The organism is Asticcacaulis sp. EMRT-3 (assembly GCF_030027245.1).
Taxonomy (GTDB): Bacteria; Pseudomonadota; Alphaproteobacteria; order Caulobacterales; family Caulobacteraceae; genus Asticcacaulis.
In genome coordinates, this window is record NZ_JASERT010000001.1 from 535,588 (window position 1) to 555,890 (window position 20,303).

Below are 20,303 nucleotides of genomic sequence, written 5' to 3' on the forward strand. Positions count from 1 at the left end.
TTCCACATGCGCTGGATGAAAATTTACCTCTACTGATCCTTTGACACATCAATAATCGGCGCGTCATTGGCCGCCAGTTGCAGGCTATGCGTTGGCTTGTCCATGATCTGGCGATAGATCCAGTAGCTGGCGGCGACTTCTTCGACATATTGCCGTGTCTGGGCCACGGGGATCGATTCCATTACCAGCAGGGAATCGGGGTTATTACCCAGCGAATCGAGCGCGTCCTTCACCGGGCGCGGCCCGGCATTATAGGCGGCGATGGTGCGCAACAGGTCGCCATCGACAATGTTCGAATCCTGAAGGCGGGTAATATAGTCCTGGCCGACGCGCAGGTTGACCGCCGGGGTCAACAATTGTTTGGGGCGCGAATTGAAGCTCGAATCGTTCTCCACCAGGGCGGCGGTGCCCGGCATCAGTTGCAGCAGACCGTAAGCCCCCGCATAGCTGTGTGCACCCGGATCGAAGCGGCTTTCCTTGCGCGCAAAGGCAAAGAGCAGAGCCTTATCGACCGTATAACCGCCCTTGGGCTTGAAATCGGGCAGGGGGTAGGAGGCGGTGTTGAACAGCCAGTCCGAGGTGGTGAGCGCATTGACGGGCACGTGGGTTTTGGCGGCCAGGGCCAGCCAGTTTTCGCGATCATCGGCCCCGCCTGAATGCTGGATGGCCGATTGCAACTCGTCCTGGGCATCCGAAGTGCGGCCGACCTGAAGCAGGGCATTGAGGCGCTGGGCGCGCGCATCGGTCAGCACCCAGTTGAAATTATCGGTCAGGCTGGCCTTCAGCGCGTCGCGCGAGGCGATATTAAAGGTCGGCGGCAGGCCCTTCTGCGCCAGTTCGACCGCAGGCGTGACGCCCAGTCGCGCCTCGGCCACCAGGCCATAGAAGGTGAAAGGGAAGCTGGCGGCGATCTTGAACCAGGCATTGGCGGTGTCGGCCTGATTGAGCTTGGTGGCGCAGCGTCCGGCCCAATAGGCCCCGCTTGACTGGCTCCAGGCATTGCGGCTGGGATCGGTGGCCACGAACTTGAATTCGTTCAGCGCCTGGTCATAGCGCGCCAGCCGCCACAGGGCGAGGCCGGCCACCCAGTGATCGCCGATCTGTCGGCCCAGTTTCACGGCACCTTCGAGATCGCCATTATTATAGGCCGAGCGCGCCGATTTCGGCGTCAGGGGCGAATCGAGTTCGGGTGCGCCTTCATCCGGATCACCGGCAGGCGTGGACTGCGACAGCTTCGTGCTGCCCGACAGGGCCACGGCAGCATCGCTGCCTGCCGCTGCGGTGGCCTGCTGCCCCATCAGCGACGGGAAGGCCGGATCGGGCGCGCCCTCGGGCTTTTTGCGCTTGGCCAGGTTCCAGACGCGCATCGCCATCGGCTGATCGCCATAGGCATTGAGCCAGCCGATCAGTTCGTCATAGGTGGAGGTATAGCCCGCGCTGAACAGCTTGTGATATTCCGCATAGCCCATCAAACGTTTGTCGGTCACCTGAGCCAGTTGCGCCTCGGCCCCCGTATAATCACCCTGATCAATCAGGGTAAAGGCGGTGCGGTAGAGCGTGGCGTCCTGCGGTGACAGCGGACTGAGCAGCGGCTGGGCGGTGATCGGCGCGCCCTGACCCGCCACCAGACGGTAGGGTATGGGCGTGGCGTTCATCACCATTGGCGCAACAGCCGAGGCAGGCGCAGCGGCGGCATCAGCAATAGCCGGCGCGTTGCTGGCGAAGCCTTTCGGCGCCAGGGACAGCGCCTTGATCAGGGCGGCCATGCCATCGGCGGCGAAGGCTGAGGTGCTGACAGGTTTCGCTCTGGCAGTTTCGGTTTTTCTGGCAGTTTCGGTTTTTCTGGATTTAGATGAAACGGCTCTGGATGTTTTGACGTGTTCTGCGGCCCTGTGCGCGGTGGTCTTATGCGCGGCAGTCTTGTGTGCGGCAGTCTTGTGCGTGGCAGTCTTATGCGCGCTGGCGGCATGGCAGGGAACGGCCATGATCAGGGCCAGACCAAGGCCCAGGCTGAAAACAGAAAATCGGGTGAAAGCGCGGGTCTTTGACGTCAAAACGGTGCCTTGGTCAGAGGGTGGGCCGGTCGGCGCAAATCGGGAAGAACGAGGTTAGCCAGATATTGAGATCATGGCAAGCCATGACCTATTGTGTCTTTATAATCAGGCATGAGTTTACAATATGGCCAAAAAGGGTCGAACCTATCACGGCTTGGTGAGGTGGCTATAAGGCAAGCTGTGCCTTGAGCTGCAACAGGTCGCGCCACAACAGCGCCTTGGCCTGAGGCTGGCTCAGCAAAAAGCGCGGCGGATAGCTGGCAATGGCCGGTATGTCGAGGCCGCCTTCATGATAGCGCACAAGGCGACCACGTAGTTTGGACAGGCTCTGGTCGAGATTGAGCGCGCAGGCTACGGCGGGGGCGCCCAGCAGCAAAAGCGCTTTTGGCGCGGCCAGCCGAATCAGGGCGTGCAGGAAGGGTGCGCCCAGCGTGATGTCCTCAGGCGTCAGGGGGCGTCCGCCCGCCGGTCGCCAGAAGGCGCAAGGAGCCAGCATGGCGCGCTCCAGCAGGCCCGCCGCCTTCAGCGCCTTGTCCATCATCTCGCCCGGCTTACCGGCAAAGGCCTGCCCGCTGTCGTCCTCGTCGCTATCGGGCGGTTCGCCGATGACCAGCAGGTCAGGACTGGCCAGCCCGCGAAACCGCACGAGCGATTTGCCGCCCTCATGGCGCAACGGCATGTGCTGGAAGGCGTCGAGTTCGGCATAAAGCTCATCAAGGCTGCGCGCGGCATTGGCGCGCTGGCGGGCCTCGTGGGCCAGCGCCGCCACATCGATATAGGCTAAGCTGTGTGGGCGCAGCGCATTGACGGGGGCTGTTGCGGCCTGAGGCGTCACGTGAATTTGCGCGGACGTGGCGGCATTGGCTTGAAAACGCGGTTTATTTTCGCTCAGAGTCCTATTAAGAGGCTCTGTTTCATAGACTTCGTCCAGCTCATGATCGATAAGAAAGCCGAAATAGCTTTCGAGTGCCTGATAGGTGTCATCGCTGAACGGCATGGCTTGAGCGGATGGCCTTATGAAAACGAACGGTGGGCGCAGTCATAGAGGCTGGCGCGGCAAAGTTCAAAACAAAACACGTCCTGGCCGTTTGCAGGCCGCTTTGAGGAGATGAAGGTCATGTCGGATACGCCGAAAACCACCGAAGGGGTGGCGCGCGAATCGATGGACTATGATGTCGTCATCGTCGGCGGCGGGCCAGCGGGCCTGTCGGCGGCGATCCGTCTCAAGCAGAAGGCTGCCGAGGCCGGTATTGAGGTCAGCGTGGCCGTGCTCGAAAAAGGCTCGGAAATCGGCGCCCATATATTGTCGGGCGCGGTGATCGATCCGTCGGGGCTGGCGAAACTGTTCCCTGACTGGAAAGCTATGGGCGCGCCCCTCGAAACCGAGGTCAGCGACGACAAATTCATCTTCCTGGGGCCGCAGGGCGCGCTGGACATTACCTGGCTGCCCAAGCCCGACTATATGAGCAATCACGGCTGCTATATCGCTTCGCTCGGCAATTTAAGCCGCTGGCTGGCCGAACAGGCGGAAGGCTTGGGCGTTGAAATCTATCCCGGCATGGCCTGTTCAGAGGTGCTTTACGACGACGAGGGCGCGGTGGCGGGCGTGGTGGCCGGGGTGTTCGGTGTAGCGAAAGATGGCCATCACAAGCCCGATTACCAGCCGGGCCTCGACCTGCGCGCGCGTTACACCTTCTTTGCCGAAGGGGCGCGCGGCTCGCTGTCGCAGCAGGTGATCCGCAAGTTCGATCTGGACGCCAAAAGCGATTACCAGAAATACGGGCTGGGCATCAAGGAACTGTGGAAGGTTGCCCCCGACAAGTTCAAGCCCGGCCTTGTGCAGCATACGCTCGGCTGGCCGCTGGACGACCGCACCGGCGGCGGCTCATTCATGTACCATTTCGGCGACCATTATGTGTCGATCGGCTTTGTGGTGCATCTCAATTACCAAAATCCGTATCTGTCGCCCTATGACGAGTTCCAGCGCTTCAAGCACCATCCGCTGATCCGCGACGTGCTGGAAGGTGGCGAGCGCGTGGCCTATGGCGCGCGCGCCATCAGCGAAGGCGGTTATCAGTCGGTGCCGCGTCTGGTCTTCCCCGGCGGGGCGCTGATCGGCTGTTCGGCGGGACTGGTCAATGTGCCGCGTATCAAGGGCAGCCATAATGCGATCAAGAGCGGCATTCTGGCGGCGGATGCGGTAGTCAAGGCGCTGAGGTCAGAAACGCCGTCGCGCGTGCTGGAAGCGTATCAGACGGCCTATGACCATTCCGACATCGCGGCGGAACTGCGCCTTGTGCGCAACGTCAAGCCGCTGTTGTCGCGGCTCGGCACCAGTTTCGGCACGCTGATCGGCGGCCTTGAAATGTGGTGTACGCGGCTGCTCGGCGGTTTTTCGTTCCTCGGCACGCTCAGTCATGGCAAGTCCGACGCCCATGCCATCAAGCCTGCGGCGGAATGCAGGCCGATCAGCTATCCGAAGCCGGATGGCGTCCTGTCGTTCGACAAGCTGTCTTCGGTGTTTCTGTCGAGCACCAATCATGAGGAAGACCAGCCGGTTCACCTGAAACTCAAAGACCCGCATATCCCGATCGACATCAACCTGCCCAAATATGCCGAACCGGCGCAGCGCTATTGTCCGGCAGGGGTTTATGAGATTGTCGGGCTGGAAACGCATCAGCCGCGTTTACAGATCAACGCCCAGAACTGCGTCCACTGCAAGACCTGCGACATCAAGGATCCGACCGGCAATATCGTCTGGACGTGTCCGGAAGGTGGTGGGGGGCCCAACTATCCCAATATGTAAAAATGGCTGAGGCTGGCCTGCAACGGGCAGTTTTCTGCGCTTCCGGTGCTCACGGACTTGAGTACGCTGCGCTCCGGTTCTCGAAACCAGCCCGTTTCGTCACAGCCTGAGCCATTTTAAATGGCTGAGGCTGGCCTGCAACTAGCAGTTTTCTGCGCTTCCGGTGCTCATGGACTTGAGTACGCTGCGCTCCGGTTCTCGAAACCAGCCCGTTTCGTCACAGGCTGAGCCATTTTAAAAGCGCCCGGCTGCTGACATCTTGTCAACTTTTACGTGACAGGTTTTGACATTATATCCTACCTGCTTAAGTACAGCTTCCGTTCGACAAAAGGTCACCCGCCGTCGCCATGCCCAAACCCCGTCTTGTCCCGGCCCTTGCAGGCCTTTTGTCGCTGGCCTGCGCCACGGCGGTGCCCGCCAGCGCCCACTCGACCGCGCCTGTAACCGAAGCAGCGCAATCGCCCATCGCCGATTTTCTGGTGGGCCGTTATGCCATCGCCAATGGCGACATCGCCACGGCGGCCCAGGCCATGAACGCGGCGGCTCAGGCCGATCCCGCCAGTTCCGATCTGCGCGAAAGCGCTTTTCTGGTCGGCATTCTGGGTGGTGACATCGACCGGGCAGCGGCGATGGCGCCCGGCCTGAAGGATGGCTCAGACACGTCACGATTGATGGGGCCACTGGTCATGGCCGTCACCGAAATACGCGCAGGCCGCTATGGTGCGGCGCGCCGCCATATCGAAGCCGGCCTCAAGTTCAAGCCGCAGGATCGCAATCTGGTTTTGCTGCGCCCCTATGTGCTGGCGCTCGACGGTAAATGGAAGCAGGCTTTCGATGAGTCCGGCGATGCGGCCCTGACTGCCAGCGACAGCGGACGGCTGCTCGTCTACCTGCTCAAATCGGAACGCGCCCGCCTTTATGAACTGCATGGCGACAACACCAGCGCCGAAGTCCTTTACAAGGCCCTGTGCCAGCCCGGTGCGGCCAGTTATATTTTCGGCCCCGACTATGCGGCCTTCCTTGAGCGGCAAGGACGCGGCGACGAGGCCAAGGCGCTGTGGAGCACGATTGCCAGCCAATCGGGTGATCCCGCCGCCAAGGCCGCGCTCAAACGTATCGCCAAAGGTGGTGCGGCTCCGGCCTTGCCTGACCTGAAGGCCTCGATGGCGCAGGCCCTGTTCGTGTCGTCCACCATTGCCTTCAGCGAGCACGATTCCGAAATGGCGCTGGCCAGCATACGCCTGTCGCTGTATCTCGATCCGCAGCCCGAACGGCCGCGCATCTTTCTGGGCCAGATCGAGCAAAACCTGAAGGATACCCAGGCCGCCGATGCGGTATGGGCCGGAATTGGCCGTGATTCGCCCTTCTATGCCGAAGCCACCTTGCGCCGCGCCGGCATGTTGCGCGATGCGGGCGATTCTGATGGCGCTCTGGCCCTGCTCGATCAGGCCTTAAGCATCGATCCCGACAATCTGTCACTGATCAGCGAAAAGGCCGGGCTGCTTCATGCCGAATATAAGGATCAGGCGGCGCTTGATGTGATCGAGGCGCGCGTCAAGCGGGCGGGCGACAAGGATTTCACCTGGCAGGCCTGGTTTCTGGAGGCCATGATTTACGATTCGCTGGATCGCTGGAGCGATGCCGAGGCCATGATCACCAAGGCGCAGGCGCTCAATCCGGGCCGCCCGGAGATTCTCAACTTCCTCGGCTATGGCTGGATCGAGCACGGCATTCATATACAGGACGGCATGGATCTGGTGCGTCAGGCCATGAATATCAGCCCCAAATCAGGCGCGATCATCGATTCGCTCGGCTGGGGCTATTATAAGCTGGGTGATTATGATCAGGCCCTGACCTATATCGAACAGGCCATCCAGCTCGAACCCGCCGACGCCGACATCAATGAGCACCTCGGCGATGTCTATAAGGCGCTGGGGCGCAATACCGAGGCCGGTTACGAATGGCAGCGCGTCCTGACCCTGAAAACCAGCGACAAACAGGCCGCCGAAGTGCGCAAGAAGATCGATGACAATGCCGCCAGCCTGCGCATGGTGTCGGGCGCGGTTGCGCCGAAAGCCGGGGCCGTCAAGGTGGTTGCCACGGCGAATGACCCAGCGGCGCGGCAGCGCCCGTGACGGCCACGCAAACGGCGCGCGCCAAGGTCAATCTGTACCTGCATGTGGCCGCGCCCGATGCGCGCGGCTGGCATCCGTTGCAAAGTCTGGTGATGTTTGCCGATTGCGGCGATACGGTCAGTCTGACAGACGATGGTGGCCGGAGCATCACCGGGCCGTTTGGCGCAGGGCTAAGCACAGGCGAAGACAATCTGATCTGGAAGGCGGTGCGCGCCTTTGAGCAGACGGCGGGCGTTACTATCCGCCACGGTCTTCATCTCGACAAGCAATTGCCCATCGCTTCGGGGCTGGGCGGCGGCAGCGCCGATGCGGGGGCCGCTTTACGCCTGTTGCGCGAAGCTTATGCGCCGCAGATGGCCGATGACCTGCTCGACACCATCGCCGCCAAAACCGGGGCGGACGGCGTGATGTGCCTGCGCAGCGAAACCGCTTTTGCCGAGGGCTATGGCGAGCGTCTGACGGCGGTGAAACTGCCCTGCGTGCCGTGCGTGCTGGTCAATCCCGGCGTGGCCTGCGCCACCGCCGATGTCTATGCCGGATTCGATGCGCTTGAGCCTTTCGCGGCCATTGAGGCGAAGGGGGGCGAGGCGAAAGGGGGCGAGGCGAAGGCGGGCTTTGCCGATATTGTCAATTTGAACGGGCTGGTGGCGGCGTTGGCGGCCACGCGCAACGATCTCGAACCCGCCGCCATACGCCTGCAACCGGTCATCGCCGAGGTGCTGGCGGAACTGCGTGGTCAGCCGCAAACCCTGCTGGCGCGCATGTCAGGATCGGGCGCCACCTGCTTTGCGCTCTGCGCCGATGATGAGTCCGCCAGTGCCTTAGCCAGCCGGATGCAGACGATTTTGCCGGGCGGCTGGGTGCGCGCCTGCCGGCTTGGTTGAGACTGTTTTGGCTGAAGGGCGGGCATTGCGCATGGCCGGTTCGATGCGATGGCCGCCGCTTGTCAGGAATTTCCGATAAGCCACCGAATCTACCGGATAAATAGCGATTTTTCCTGCATCATTATAATGGGCACCGAAACCATAGGTCTTGGTGAGCGGCGAGGCGCGCATACAGGGATGGCCCTTGCTGAAAAAGGCCTCGCGGTGAGTGTCACGCACCGCGTCAGCAATATGGTTGCGCCGACACCAGACCTCGAAATTGAGGGCGTCGATGTCATATTCGTAAGGGTGTTCGCTCAGCAGATCATAATGCAGGCGGGCGATGGTCGGCCCCGCGTCACGCTCAGGCGGCGGCAGACCCTGGCTGGCGGGACAGTCTTCGGCGACGGTGATGAAGGTGTTGGTAATATGCACGGCATTTTCCCTTTTTGCCTTCGATATGCGACAGGCAGGGTAAGAAATCCATACGAGTTTACGCCGTTTCAGCGCGCCGTAAAGACTCCCTTTTGCCCCAGTCGCCAGCAGAGAAACAGAGTTGGAATGGCCAGGGCGGCGGTGAAGGCAAAAAACAGCGCATAGGCCGGGAAAAGCCCCAGGATCGGCTTAAAGCTGTCGATGAGCAGGCCGGAAAAACCCTTGAGAAATTTACCGCTTAGGGCCACCACCGAATACATCAGCGCATAGTGGGTGAGGGTGTGGTCGCGGCCCTCTTCGCCGCGCACGATCAGGCTGGTCATAAAGGCCACCAGCGCCGTTTCGGCAATGCCATCGCCGATGTCATCGACCACCAGAGCCGTGCCGAACAGCACCAGATTGCCATGCACCAGCGATAACCACGAAAAGAACAGATTGGAGGCAGGGCCAACCAGCGCCCCCAGCCAGAAGGCGCGCCGCAAACCGAAAAACAGCAGACAGGCTCCGCCGATGCCAATGCCGGCAAAGCCCGCTGCCAGCCCCACCGTGCCGCGCAAGGCACCGATGGCGTCGAGATCGAGGCCGGTATCCTGATACATGGGCGTGCAGACCGGCCCGATCAGATAATCGCCCAGCCGGTAAAAGGCGAGGGTCAGCAGGATCAGCCCCGCCGTGCCCTTGTGTTGTTGGTAAAAACTGACAAACGGCTCAATCACCAGTTCGCGGAAGGTTTTGGGCGCGTCACGGTCGCGGATTTCCGCCTCGGTGCGGTGGGCCAGAAGCGTGGTGATCATGCCAATGCCGATACAGGCGGCCATCAGTTCATAGGTAAAGGGCCAGCCCAGATGATTACCGACGATCAGAATGATCGACGAGGCCGACCACAGGCCGATCTTGACACCGAGGCTATAGGCGCTGGGGTTAAAGGCCTGATCGGTGCGGGTCTTAGTCTGCTCGACGCGCCAGGCGTCGATGGCGATCTCCTGCGAGGCGGCGCAGAAGGTGACGAACACCGCCGCCGCCACGAAGGGCCACAGGTGGCGCGGCCCGATCAGCGCCATAGCCACCAAGCCAATCGCAACCCCGATCTGGCTCAGCAGCATGTAGGATCGCCTCTGACCCAGCCACGCATAGAGCAAAGGCAGGCGCACCTTGTCCATCCACGGCGCCCAGACGATTTTCAGCCCGTACAGCAGCGTCACCCACGACATGAAGCCGATGACGGTCAGGGCAATGCCTTCGCCGCGCAGCCACAGGTTCAGGGTGGAGCCGACGAGCAGGAAGGGCAGGCCGGAGGAAAAGCCAAGCCCGATCAGCAGCCATGAGGTGGGCTGGCGCAGGCTGTGGCGCAGGTCGGCCAGATGGCTTGTAGTGGCCCGCAAGGGTGTTGAATTGTCAGGGGAATGGGCCATCGGATCGCACCTCTGGCTGATCAAGGCCGATTCGCGGCTTTTTTCCAAGCCGCGATGAGCTTTATTCATCGCAACTTGGCAAGGCCGACTGGCCGACGCCGCGTTAGAGCATCATGCCAAAAAGTGGATGCCACTTTTTGGAAAAACATGATGCGTAAGCAAAGACTTAGAGCGAGATGACGAGTCTATCTAAAGTCATCTTGCTCTAGCGGTGAGCCATGCGGCGCCTGAGCTACATGAACAGAAGGATTTCTTTGAAATCTGAGGGTCTTTCGGCTTGCGGCGCGCGGGGCGTCCCTTTATGTTCGCGCCAAATTTCGACCACCGGATTAGCCGAATTCATGCCGCCTGCCGAACCCGCCAAAGAGCCCTTAAGTTTTCAGGATCTGATCCTGACGCTCCATGCCTACTGGTCCGAACAGGGCTGCGCCATTTTGCAGCCCTATGACATCGAGGTGGGGGCGGGTACGCTGCATCCGGCCACGGTGCTGCGTGCGCTCGGCAAAAAGCCGTGGAAGGCCGCCTATGTGCAGCCGTCGCGCCGCCCGGTCGATGGCCGTTATGGCGAAAATCCCAACCGTTTGCAGCACTATTACCAGTATCAGGTCATCCTCAAACCCAATCCTGAGGACATGCAGGCGCTCTATCTGGAATCGCTTCGCCGCATCGGGCTTGATCCAGACCTGCACGATATTCGCTTCGTAGAAGACGATTGGGAAAACCCGACGGTCGGGGCCTGGGGCCTTGGCTGGGAGGTGTGGTGCGACGGCATGGAGGTGACGCAATACACCTATTTTCAGGGCGTCGGCGGCATCGAGGTCGATGTGGTGTCGGGCGAACTGACCTACGGGCTGGAGCGTCTGGCCATGTATGTGCAGAATGTCGATAATGTCTATGACCTGAAGTTCAACAAGGCCGGGGTCAAATACGGCGACATCTTCAAGGAGCAGGAGCGCCAGTTTTCGGCCTTCAATTTCGAGGTGTCAGACGTGGCGACGCTGAAGCGCCAGTTTGAGGATATGGAAATTCAGGTCAAGCGCATTCTGGAGATGAAAAACAGCCTTGGCTATCCGCTGGTTTTGCCCGCCTATGATCATGTGCTGAAAGCTTCGCATTTGTTCAATCTGATGGATGCGCGCGGCGCCATCGCCGTGGCCGAACGTCAGAGCTATATCGGGCGTATCAGGGATCTCTGTAAGGCGTGCGCGCAAGAGTGGGCGCGGCAGGAGGAGATGCGGTAATGGCCGGTAAATTAAAACCTCTCCTCCCCATTCATGGGGAGGGGGGCCACGAAGTGGTGGTGGGGTATCTCTCCGCCGATAGAATGACCCCTCCGTCATCGACGCTTGCGGCGCGATGCCACCTCCCCATGAATGGGGAGGAGAAATAAGATTATGGCCCAGCTTCTGATCGAACTGTTCTCCGAAGAAATTCCGGCCCGTATGCAACTCGGCGCAGCAATGCGTTTGGTAGGTCTATTTGCTCATGCCTTGAAAGAAAAGGGTTTGGCCGAAACAGCGGTCGTAAGCGAGCACTTGAAAGTGTATGTTACGCCTAGAAGATTGACTCTGGTGGGCGACAATCTTCCCGTGGAACAACCTTCTATCACTGAAGAGGTGAAGGGGCCGAAAGAGGGCGCGCCGGAACAGGCGATGGCCGGATTTCTGCGTAAAGTCGGTCTGACTCAGGATCAGCTTGTGCTGGAAAACGGCGTGTGGATGGCTAAAATCCATAAGCCCGGCCGTCGCACGGTCGAGGTTTTGCCCGACATGCTGCGCGACGTGATCTTAAGCTTCCCGTGGCCGAAGTCGATGCGTTCGGGCACCAGCAGCTTCCGCTGGGTGCGGCCTTTGAAGCGCATCCTGTTCCTGTTCGATGGCGCGGTGGTGCCGTTTGAACTGGAAGGGCTGACGGCTTCGAACCTGACCGAGGGGCACCGTTTCCTCGGTTCGGGCAAGCCCTTGGCAGTGAGCGATTTCGCCAGCTATGAGAAGGCTTTACGCGAAAATTTTGTCATTCTGGATCATGCCGAACGGCAGACCGTCATTCTGTCCAGGGCGCATGGTGTTTGCGAAGCCGCCGGTTGCGAACTGATCGAGGATCAGGGCCTGCTCGAAGAGGTGGCCGGGCTCAATGAATGGCCCGTGCCGCTGCTGGGCGACATGGATCCGGCTTTTCTGACCCTGCCGCCCGAAGTCATCAAGACCTCGATGCGCACGCACCAGAAGTATTTCGCTGTCCGCAGGAAAGCTGCGGACGTGCCCCCTCCGTCGCCGACAAGCGGCGACACCTCCCCCGCAAGCAGGGGAGGAGAAATGGCCCCCAAGTTCGTCATCACCGCCAATATGCAGGCTGTCGATGGCGGCGAAGAAATCAAGCGCGGCAATGCCAAGGTCTTGTCGGCGCGCCTGTCGGATGGCGTCTTCTTCTGGAAGGAAGACAATCGCGCCGGCAATTTCGATCAATGGTTGACGAAGCTTGAAGGCAGTACCTTTCACGTCAAGCTGGGCACGATGAAGCAGCGGGTAGAGCGCATTGTGGCGCTGGCCGCGCATCTGGCGCCTCTGGTGGGCGCGGATGCCGATAGGGTGGCGCAGGCGGCGCGTCTCGCCAAGGCCGATCTCGCCTCCTATATGGTGGGTGAATTCCCCGAATTGCAGGGTGTGATGGGCGGCTATTATGCCGATGCCGCCGGGCTGGATGCCGAAGTGGCCGACGCTATCCGTCAGCATTATAAGCCGCAGGGGCCGACCGATACGCTGCCACAAGGCAAGGTCGGCGCGGTGGTGGCGCTGGCCGACAAGCTGGATACGCTGGTCGGTTTCTTTGCTATCGGTGAAAAGCCGACCGGTTCTAAGGATCCATACGCTCTGCGCCGCTCAGCGTTAGGGATTTTGCGCATTCTGAGGGATCAAAATGTTAAATTGGAATTGCTGGAAATAACTCGCGCTTGGTATAGAAATCTGAAAGTGTGTGCGATTCCCACGGGAGAGCTAGGCTATGGTATCCGTGCGGCCCTGAATGATCAAATATACGCTGTCGGCCCAAGTGGAAATTTACCGGATGGAGCTCAAGATGCGCTTTTTGATGAGAAATTTTCTCTTGCGCTTACAAACGGTACTGTCGAAATTTTTAAATGTCCATCTGCTTACGGACGCACTCAGAAACACATAGATTATGCACCTAACACTGCCGAATACGAAGTACTTTCTACGCTGAATAAGCAGGACGAAGTCGCTTACGATCTCCTCGACTTCTTCAATGACCGTCTGAAGGTACAGTTGCGCGACGAGGGCCATGCGCCCGATGTCCTGGAAGCCGTTTTCGCGCTGAAGGACGACGATGTGCTGCGCCTGACGAAGAAGCTCGATGGCCTCGAAGCCGTGCTGACATCGTCTGATGGCGAGAACCTGCTGCAAGCCCATAAGCGCGCGGCCAATATCTTGGCGGCGGCCAAATGGACCGCGCCCGCCACCGCGCCCATCGCTTCGGCGCAAGCCGAACCGATGGAAACCGCGCTGGCCGAGGCGCTTAAACAGGCGCAAACGGCTGTGGCAACGGCTCTGGCAGCGGAAAATTACGCGCAGGCCTTGCAAACAATTGCTGCGTTGCGGCAAAATATTGATAGCTTTCTTGACGGCGTTCTGGTCAATGCCGAAGATGCGACGGTTCGCGCCGCGCGTCTCAATCTGCTGGCCGGTGTGTGTGCCCTGTCAGCCGATATTGCCGACTTAAGCAGGATCGTCTGATTGAATCTTTATAATCAATAATAAAAACATAGGGTTTTGCGAACCAACGCACCCGCTACATCAAAACTACATGCGAAGTGAAAAAGGGAAAGTTCATGTCAAAGCAATGGGTTTACGCTTTCAAGGCCGGTCAGGCCGACGGCAATGCCGGAATGAAGGCGTTGCTGGGCGGCAAGGGGGCCAATCTGGCCGAAATGTCGTCGCTCAACCTGCCTGTGCCTGCGGGGTTCACCATCACCACCGAGGCCTGCGTCCACTATTTTAAGAACAATGCCGAATTGCCCGATGGTCTGGTGGCCGAGGTCGATCAGGCGCTGGCCGACCTCGAAAAAGTGACGGGCAAGGGTTTTGGCCAGGTGGCCAATCCGCTGCTCGTTTCGGTGCGCTCGGGCGCACGCGCCTCGATGCCCGGCATGATGGATACGGTGCTTAATCTCGGCCTCAACGACGAAACCGTCGAAGGTCTGGCGACGCTGACCGGTGACCGCCGCTTCGCGCTCGATTGCTACCGCCGCTTCATCACCATGTATTCCAATGTGGTGCTCGATGTGAGCCACCACAGCTTTGAAGACATACTGGACGACCACAAGGATCGCCTGGGCATCACGGTCGATACCGACATCACCGCGAAAGACTGGGAAAAAATCATCGCCGACTATAAGGAGATGGTGAAATCCGAGCTGGGCCGCGATTTTCCGCAGGCGCCGCAAGACCAGCTCTGGGGCGCGGTGAAGGCGGTGTTCGGCTCGTGGATGAATGACCGCGCCAAATTCTATCGCAAAATGCACGACATCCCCGAAGACTGGGGCACGGCGGTCAATATCCAGTCGATGGTGTTCGGCAATATGGGCGACACCTCGGCCACGGGCGTGGCGTTCACGCGCAATCCGTCCAATGGCGATTCAGACCTGTACGGCGAATTCCTGCTCAATGCGCAGGGCGAGGACGTGGTGGCGGGCATCCGCACACCGCAGGCCCTGACCAAAAAATCGCGCGAAGAGATGGGTGAAAAGGCCCTGTCGATGGAAGAGGCGCTGCCCGAAGTGTTCGCCCAGTTCAAGGCGACCGTCGATACGCTGGAAAACCATTACCGCGATGTGCAGGACGTGGAATTCACGGTCGAGCAGGGCAAGCTCTATATGCTGCAAACCCGCAATGCCAAGCGCACCTCCAAGGCCGGGTTGAAGATCGCCGTCGATATGGCGAAGGAAGGGCTGATCACGCCCGCCGAAGCGCTGATGCGTGTTGATCCGGCCTCACTCGATCAGCTTCTGCACCCGATGCTTGACCCACAGGCCGAAAAGGTGGTCATCGCCAAGGGCCTGCCCGCTTCGCCGGGCGCGGCTTCGGGCAAGATCGTCTTTACCGCCGATGACGCCGTGCGTCTGTCGGCGGCGGGCGAGGATGTGATTCTGGTGCGCGATGAAACCTCACCGGAAGATATTCATGGTATGCACGCCGCCAGAGCCATCGTCACGGCGCGCGGCGGCATGACCAGCCACGCCGCCGTTGTGGCGCGCGGCATGGGTCGGCCGTGCGTTTCGGGCGCGGGAGAAATGAACATCTATGCCGAGCGCGGTGAATTTTCGGCGCGCGGCCAGACCTTCCGCTTCGGTGAAATTATCACGCTCGATGGCTCGACCGGCGAGATCATCAAGGGCGCGGTGCGGATGATCGAACCGGAATTTTCGGAAGACTTCCACCAGATCATGCGCTGGGCCGATGAGCATCGCAAACTGGCCGTGCGCACCAATGCCGAAACCCCGGCGGATGCCCGCACGGCGCTGGGCTTTGGCGCCGAGGGTATCGGCCTGTGCCGCACCGAGCACATGTTCTTCGATGAAGACCGCATCACCGCCGTGCGCGAAATGATCCTGGCCGATGACGAAGCCGGCCGCCGCAAGGCGCTGGAAAAGATCCAGCCGATGCAGAAGGCCGATTTCGCCGAACTGTTCGAGATCATGGACGGCCTGCCGGTCACCATCCGTCTGCTCGATCCGCCCTTGCACGAATTCCTGCCCCATACGGCGGAAGACGTGGCGCAGGTGGCCGAAATGTCGGGCGTCGGCGAAGAAAAGCTGATGAAGCGCACCAAGGAGCTGTCGGAAACCAATCCGATGCTCGGCTGGCGCGGTTGCCGTCTGGGCGTCACCTTCCCGGAAATCTACGAATCGCAACTGCGCGCCATTTTTGACGCGGCGCTTGATCGCGTCGAAGCCGGTGGCAAGCCGCAACCGGAAATCATGCACCCGCTGGTGGCGACGCGCGAAGAGATGAAATACCTCTCAGACATGACGCACCGTATCGCCAAAGAAGTCTTCGCGGCGCGTGGCAAAGAAATCGCCTATCTGGTTGGCACCATGATCGAACTGCCGCGTGCTGCCCTGCTGGCCGATAAGCTGGCCGAGACGGCGGAGTTCTTCTCGTTTGGCACCAATGACCTGACCCAGACCACCTACGGCATCAGCCGCGACGATTCGGGCCGCTTCCTCAATCCCTATATCGAAAAGGGAATCTTCGAGAAGGATCCGTTCGTTTCGCTCGATCAGGAAGGCGTTGGCGCACTGATCGACATCGCCGTCACCAAGGGTCGCAAGCAACGCCCCAATATCAAGATGGGCATTTGCGGCGAACATGGCGGCGACCCGGCCTCGATCGCCTTCTGTCACAAGGAAGGGCTCGGCTATGTGTCGTGTTCGCCCTATCGCGTACCCGTGGCGCGGCTGGCGGCGGCGCAGGCGGCGATTGCGACTGCTGAGTAACCGCGCCACATCTTAAGTGTAATGGGGCGCGGCTGGCGGCGGCGCAGGCGGCGATTGCGACTGCTGAGTAAGTTTTAGCCAACGGATGACACTGAAAGCACGGATGGGGCGGTGGCCCTGTCCGTGCTTTTTTGTGACGGGTGGAGGAAGAGAATCCACAGATGGACACAGATATTCAGGATCGCTTCACGCTACCGCTATCGAGGGCGTGAATATGTGTCACCACGGATTGGGCCTGCGGCCAAGACACGGATCGCCGCCGGGGCTGCGTCACGAATAAGAATGCGCCTTCGCTTTACCTTCCAGGCCCATCTCTCCGTTTTGCGACATACGGCGTGTCAAAATCTCTTCCGATAGCGGTAGCGTGAAAATAGTCTGCATATCTGTGTCCATCTGTGGATCAACTCACCTTAACAACATCGCCTGTTGATTGTTTTCGCTGGTTGTGTCGCGTCGAAAGCCGCGATAAAAGGTTAATAAAGTCATTGGAGGGGATGCCATGCAGGCTGGAGCCGTCTGGTTCTTGGGCGTATTGGGGCTGGCGGGCCTCAGTGCCGCAGCGGTCGTCAATGTGCTGCCCGCCATGCAGGCCGATCTGCAATCGAGCATCGACAAGGCTTTGCTGGCCGATGGCCTTGGCCATGTCAGCGCCGATGTGTCGGGCCAGAGCGTCATCTTGCGCCTGAAGGACAAGAATCCAGCCCATGCGGCGGAGCTGCTGCGTGCCAAAACTCTGGTGGAAGGCGTGGCCATTCCGGGCGAAATCCGGGTGCCGCGCGGCGGTATTTTGCTTAATCGCCCGGTCAGTTCGGTGACTGTGGCCGAAATGGCGACCCCGCCCGTACCCGCCAACAGTGATCACAGCGCCTTGCCCGCCGCCCAAACTCAGGCATCTTCAGTTGCGGCAGTCTTGGCCACGCCGGAAACAGTGGGTGGTGAGCGCGCCACCGTGATCGCCGCATCGGGTGATCTGCCGCGCGTGGCGGGCGATGCGGCGCAGGAGGCCAGTGTGCTGGCGGCGCGCTCGTGCGAAGACCGGGTGCGCGCGGTAGTCAATGATCGCCGCGTCGATTTCGAACCCGGCACCTATGAGCTGACCGGCAGCAGCCTTGATCTCGTCCATGATGTTTACAGGGTGGTGGCGGCCTGTCCGGCCCATGCGCGGGTGACGGTGGCCGGTTATACCGACAATGTCGGCGATGGCACGGTCAATCAGCTCATTTCGCAGGCGCGCGCTCAGGCCGTGGCCGATGCGCTGGTGGCCGATGGCTTAAAAACGGGACAGGTGACGGTGCGCGGCTTTGGCGCGGCCTTGCCGGTGGCCGATAACAGCACGGTGGCGGGGCGCGAACAGAACCGCCGCGTCGTGTTTTCCGTGAATGCGGGGTAGGGCGATGGTGCATCTGGTCATGGAATTGCGCTGGTTTCTGGCGGCGGCGGCGGCCCTGGGCCTCTTGACCGGCATTCTGGCGCGGCGGGCAAGCCGATGACGGGCATGGAATTTCTGATCGCCAAGACCGTGATCCTGTTCGCGGCAGCCTTTTTCGTACCGGCATTGATCGGCTTTCTTTTGACACCTGCGCGCCGCAAGCCTGTCAGGGCGATGGCGCGGCCCATGCTGTTCGATGATGAGCCTGAAAAGCAGGCCGAAGACCAGCCGGAAACTTTGGTCAAAGTCGCGGAACCTCCGCCCGAGGCGCAGGCAGACACCCGACCGGCCCGTCCTGAACCCGTCAGCTATCTCGATGCCGCCGCCGAAGCCTTTACGGCTGGCGTGGTGACGCCGCCCGGCGCGCCCCGCGCCGCGCGTCCCGCCGATCTCGGCCCCTATACGCCCCTGCCGGTCAGCGGAGGACAGGCCGCCGCCGCCAGCAGAAGCGTGGCCAATGTGACCATCCATCGCCGTGATACCAGTCTGCAACGCCGCGTTTCCAGCCTGGCGGTCATGACGCCGGACAGCATCGAGGCGGCGGTGCAGCAGGCGGGCAGCGGCCTTGAGCCCCTGCGTCTGGATGGCCCGGAAGGCGCGCCTGACGACCTGACGGTGATTTCCGGCATCAGCCCGTCCTATCAGGGCGAACTGAACGCGCTCGGCATCTATCACTACTGGCAGGTGTCAGGCTGGGGGCCGGAAGAGGTGGCGTGGGTCGCCAACCGCATTCGCCCGGCCCAGCGCATCGCCCGCGAAAACTGGATGGCGCAGGCAGCGCGGCTGGCCAAACTTTAGGTTTTGGCAATAAAGTCAGATTTGAACCACGGAAAACACGGATCATGGCCTCCGGCCATGTCACGGATAAGAGACAGCGTTCACGGTTGTTTTGGAGTCCGCATCACCCATCCGTGACGCCGCGAAGCGGCGATCCGTGTTTTCCGTGGTTTAAAGTCTTCGCCCTGCTGACTGGCAAAGGTCAAACTCAGGCTCTGGGCAGGCTCAGGCCCGATGACGGGCTGAAGCGGAAACGGTCGCGGTCATAGGCGTAAAGCTCGGCCGGTCGCCCGCCGGTATCTTCGCGCAACTGGCCAAGCGGCGTCACGAAACCGGTGCGTTCCAGGCCACGGCGGAAGTTTTGCTTATGCAGGCGCAGGCCCGACAAGGCCTCCAGCGATTTTTGCAGTTCGAGCAGGGTGAAGCGTTCGGGCATCAGCTCGAAAATCACCGGGCGGTATTTCAGCTTGCCGCGCAACCGCGACAGGCCGGTGGCCAGGATGCGGCGGTGATCCGACGCCATGACTTCGCCGCCTGCGGTTCCGGCGTCTCTGCCCGGTCTGGCTTCGCCGATCAGGCCGGCATCATAAAGTAGTTCGTAGCGGTCAAGCACGCGCTCTTCGTTCCAGTTGTCGAAATCGCGCGGGAACAGGATGTCGATGCGGCGGCGGCGCAACTCGGTTTCGTCCGGCGTTGCCGCCTGGGCGCACCACGCCGCAAAGGCCGGGCGCAGGGCTTCGAGCGCCGGGGGACTGTCGCCGCGCCGCCAGTCCTCCCACGGGAAGAAGCGCTGAAACGGCACCCAGGCAGCATTGATGCGGGCGCGAAAATCGCTGTCCGGCGTCAGGGCCAGATAGCCGACCGAAATGATGCGGGCGGCGTCGATGCCGGGAATCGCCGCCTCGCGGTCATCGTCGCCGAACGAATAGAGTTGCTCGACATAGCCGATGTCGAAGCCCGTCTGTTCGCTCACAAAGGCGCGTAAGCCCAGATCGAAGGTGCGGTGGGCGCGCGGTGCGAAGGGGCCTGAGGGCAGGGCGAAGGCTGGCCCCCCTGCGGATTTCGGCAGGTTGAGGCACAGAACCACGGCCTCGTTGTCGCGCACGGTCACGACCACGGCAGACAGTTCGATCGCTATGTCGCCGCTTGCCATCATGGTTTTAAAATCTCGTGCAAGCTTTTGAAACGCAATAAAAAAGCAGAACTGGCTTCAACTGGTGACAGGGGTGTTATGGCGAGGTGATAACCCTCAGGTGGTTCGCCGAACCACTGACGCGCCTCCGCGTCGCTGAAACCGGCCAGTTGGGTGGCCTCGAAAAAGGCGCAAGCCTGATCAGCGCGCTTGATCAGCTTTTTGACCATCGGCGGGGTGGTGGCCGACAGGCCGAAACGGATATGGATGGTTTTTTCGAGCTGATCCTCAAAGCGCCGGTAATCGAAGCCAAGCGCCGCTTTGAAGGGCGAAATCATGTCGCCGATCACATATTCCGGCGCATCGTGCAACAGGGCCATCAGTCGCCATGCCACGGCCAGATCGGGCTGGATATGGCCACAAATTTCTTCGACAATCAGGCTGTGCTGGGCCACGCTGAAGCCGTGTTCGCCGCGCGTCTGGCCGTTCCAGCGCGCCACGCGCGACAGGCCGAGCGCAATATCGTCGATCTCGACATCGACGGCGTGCGGATCGAGCAGGTCGAGGCGGCGGCCCGACAACATGCGCTGCCACGCACGGGGGGCTGGATCGGGAAGCTTTGCGGAACGTGAACGGGGAGAGGAAGGCATGATCGATCTAAAATGTCACATCAGGTTTTTATCACAAGAGGTATATAGATAAGGTGGTGCATGGGGGCGTACGATTCGCGCTTATGCACAGGATACGGG

General features: G+C 60.7%; 14 protein-coding genes. 8 read left to right on the forward strand and 6 right to left on the reverse strand.

The features are described from left to right. Positions 1-29: 29 nt before the first annotated feature. A complete protein-coding gene (locus tag QB905_RS02605) occupies positions 30-2,054 on the reverse strand; it encodes a lytic transglycosylase domain-containing protein (RefSeq protein ID WP_282973014.1) in 2,025 nt (674 codons plus the stop codon). 166 nt (positions 2,055-2,220) lie between these two features. Further along, complete coding sequence (locus QB905_RS02610; protein ID WP_282973015.1) at positions 2,221-3,051, reverse strand: uracil-DNA glycosylase; 831 nt, start codon at positions 3,049-3,051, stop codon at positions 2,221-2,223. Between the two features lie 120 nt (positions 3,052-3,171). Here QB905_RS02610 and QB905_RS02615 point away from each other — a divergent pair, with 120 nt between their 5' ends. The 3 genes from QB905_RS02615 (at position 3,172) to QB905_RS02625 (ending at position 7,879) form a co-directional block, all read left to right on the forward strand. Further along, positions 3,172-4,860 (forward strand): electron transfer flavoprotein-ubiquinone oxidoreductase, encoded by a 1,689-nt coding sequence (locus QB905_RS02615; protein WP_282973016.1) that lies wholly within the window; start codon positions 3,172-3,174, stop codon positions 4,858-4,860. A 347-nt stretch (positions 4,861-5,207) separates the two neighbouring features. Then, entirely contained in the window at positions 5,208-6,995 is a 1,788-nt protein-coding gene (locus QB905_RS02620; RefSeq protein ID WP_282973017.1) for a tetratricopeptide repeat protein, read from the forward strand. Continuing rightward, positions 6,992-7,879, forward strand: coding sequence for a 4-(cytidine 5'-diphospho)-2-C-methyl-D-erythritol kinase (locus QB905_RS02625; protein ID WP_282973018.1), 888 nt, complete (start codon positions 6,992-6,994; stop codon positions 7,877-7,879). The genes QB905_RS02620 and QB905_RS02625 overlap by 4 nt, the downstream gene beginning before the upstream one ends. Here QB905_RS02625 and QB905_RS02630 read toward each other — a convergent pair. After that, positions 7,817-8,293, reverse strand: a complete 477-nt coding sequence (locus QB905_RS02630) for a DUF6157 family protein (protein WP_282973019.1) — start codon at positions 8,291-8,293, stop codon at positions 7,817-7,819. The genes QB905_RS02625 and QB905_RS02630 overlap by 63 nt on opposite strands. Positions 8,294-8,361: 68 nt before the next feature. Then, entirely contained in the window at positions 8,362-9,705 is a 1,344-nt protein-coding gene (locus tag QB905_RS02635; protein WP_282973020.1) for an AmpG family muropeptide MFS transporter, read from the reverse strand. A gap of 341 nt (positions 9,706-10,046) precedes the next feature. On the opposite strand from QB905_RS02635, the gene QB905_RS02640 reads away from it, so the two are divergent. The 5 genes from QB905_RS02640 (at position 10,047) to QB905_RS02660 (ending at position 18,443) form a co-directional block, all read left to right on the forward strand. Then, complete coding sequence (locus QB905_RS02640) at positions 10,047-10,946, forward strand: glycine--tRNA ligase subunit alpha (protein ID WP_282973021.1); 900 nt, start codon at positions 10,047-10,049, stop codon at positions 10,944-10,946. A 153-nt stretch (positions 10,947-11,099) separates the two neighbouring features. Beyond that, on the forward strand, positions 11,100-13,454 hold the full coding sequence (glyS, locus tag QB905_RS02645; protein ID WP_282973022.1) for a glycine--tRNA ligase subunit beta: 2,355 nt from the start codon (positions 11,100-11,102) through the stop codon (positions 13,452-13,454). Between the two features lie 95 nt (positions 13,455-13,549). After that, positions 13,550-16,216: a pyruvate, phosphate dikinase gene (gene ppdK, locus QB905_RS02650; protein WP_282973023.1), complete on the forward strand. Its 2,667-nt coding sequence runs from the start codon at positions 13,550-13,552 to the stop codon at positions 16,214-16,216. A gap of 499 nt (positions 16,217-16,715) precedes the next feature. Further along, positions 16,716-17,606 carry an OmpA family protein gene (locus tag QB905_RS02655; RefSeq protein WP_282973024.1) on the forward strand — a complete coding sequence of 297 codons (891 nt, stop codon included), beginning with the start codon at positions 16,716-16,718 and terminating at the stop codon, positions 17,604-17,606. Positions 17,607-17,711: 105 nt separating this feature from the next. Further along, positions 17,712-18,443 carry a hypothetical protein gene (locus QB905_RS02660; RefSeq protein ID WP_282973025.1) on the forward strand — a complete coding sequence of 244 codons (732 nt, stop codon included), beginning with the start codon at positions 17,712-17,714 and terminating at the stop codon, positions 18,441-18,443. Positions 18,444-18,630: 187 nt separating this feature from the next. On the opposite strand, the gene QB905_RS02665 is transcribed toward QB905_RS02660, so the two are convergent. Next, positions 18,631-19,578, reverse strand: a complete 948-nt coding sequence (locus tag QB905_RS02665; protein ID WP_282973026.1) for an NUDIX hydrolase — start codon at positions 19,576-19,578, stop codon at positions 18,631-18,633. Further along, positions 19,575-20,138, reverse strand: coding sequence for an HD family hydrolase (locus QB905_RS02670; RefSeq protein WP_282973027.1), 564 nt, complete (start codon positions 20,136-20,138; stop codon positions 19,575-19,577). Before QB905_RS02670 ends, QB905_RS02665 begins: the two co-directional genes overlap by 4 nt. Positions 20,139-20,303: the final 165 nt, after the last annotated feature.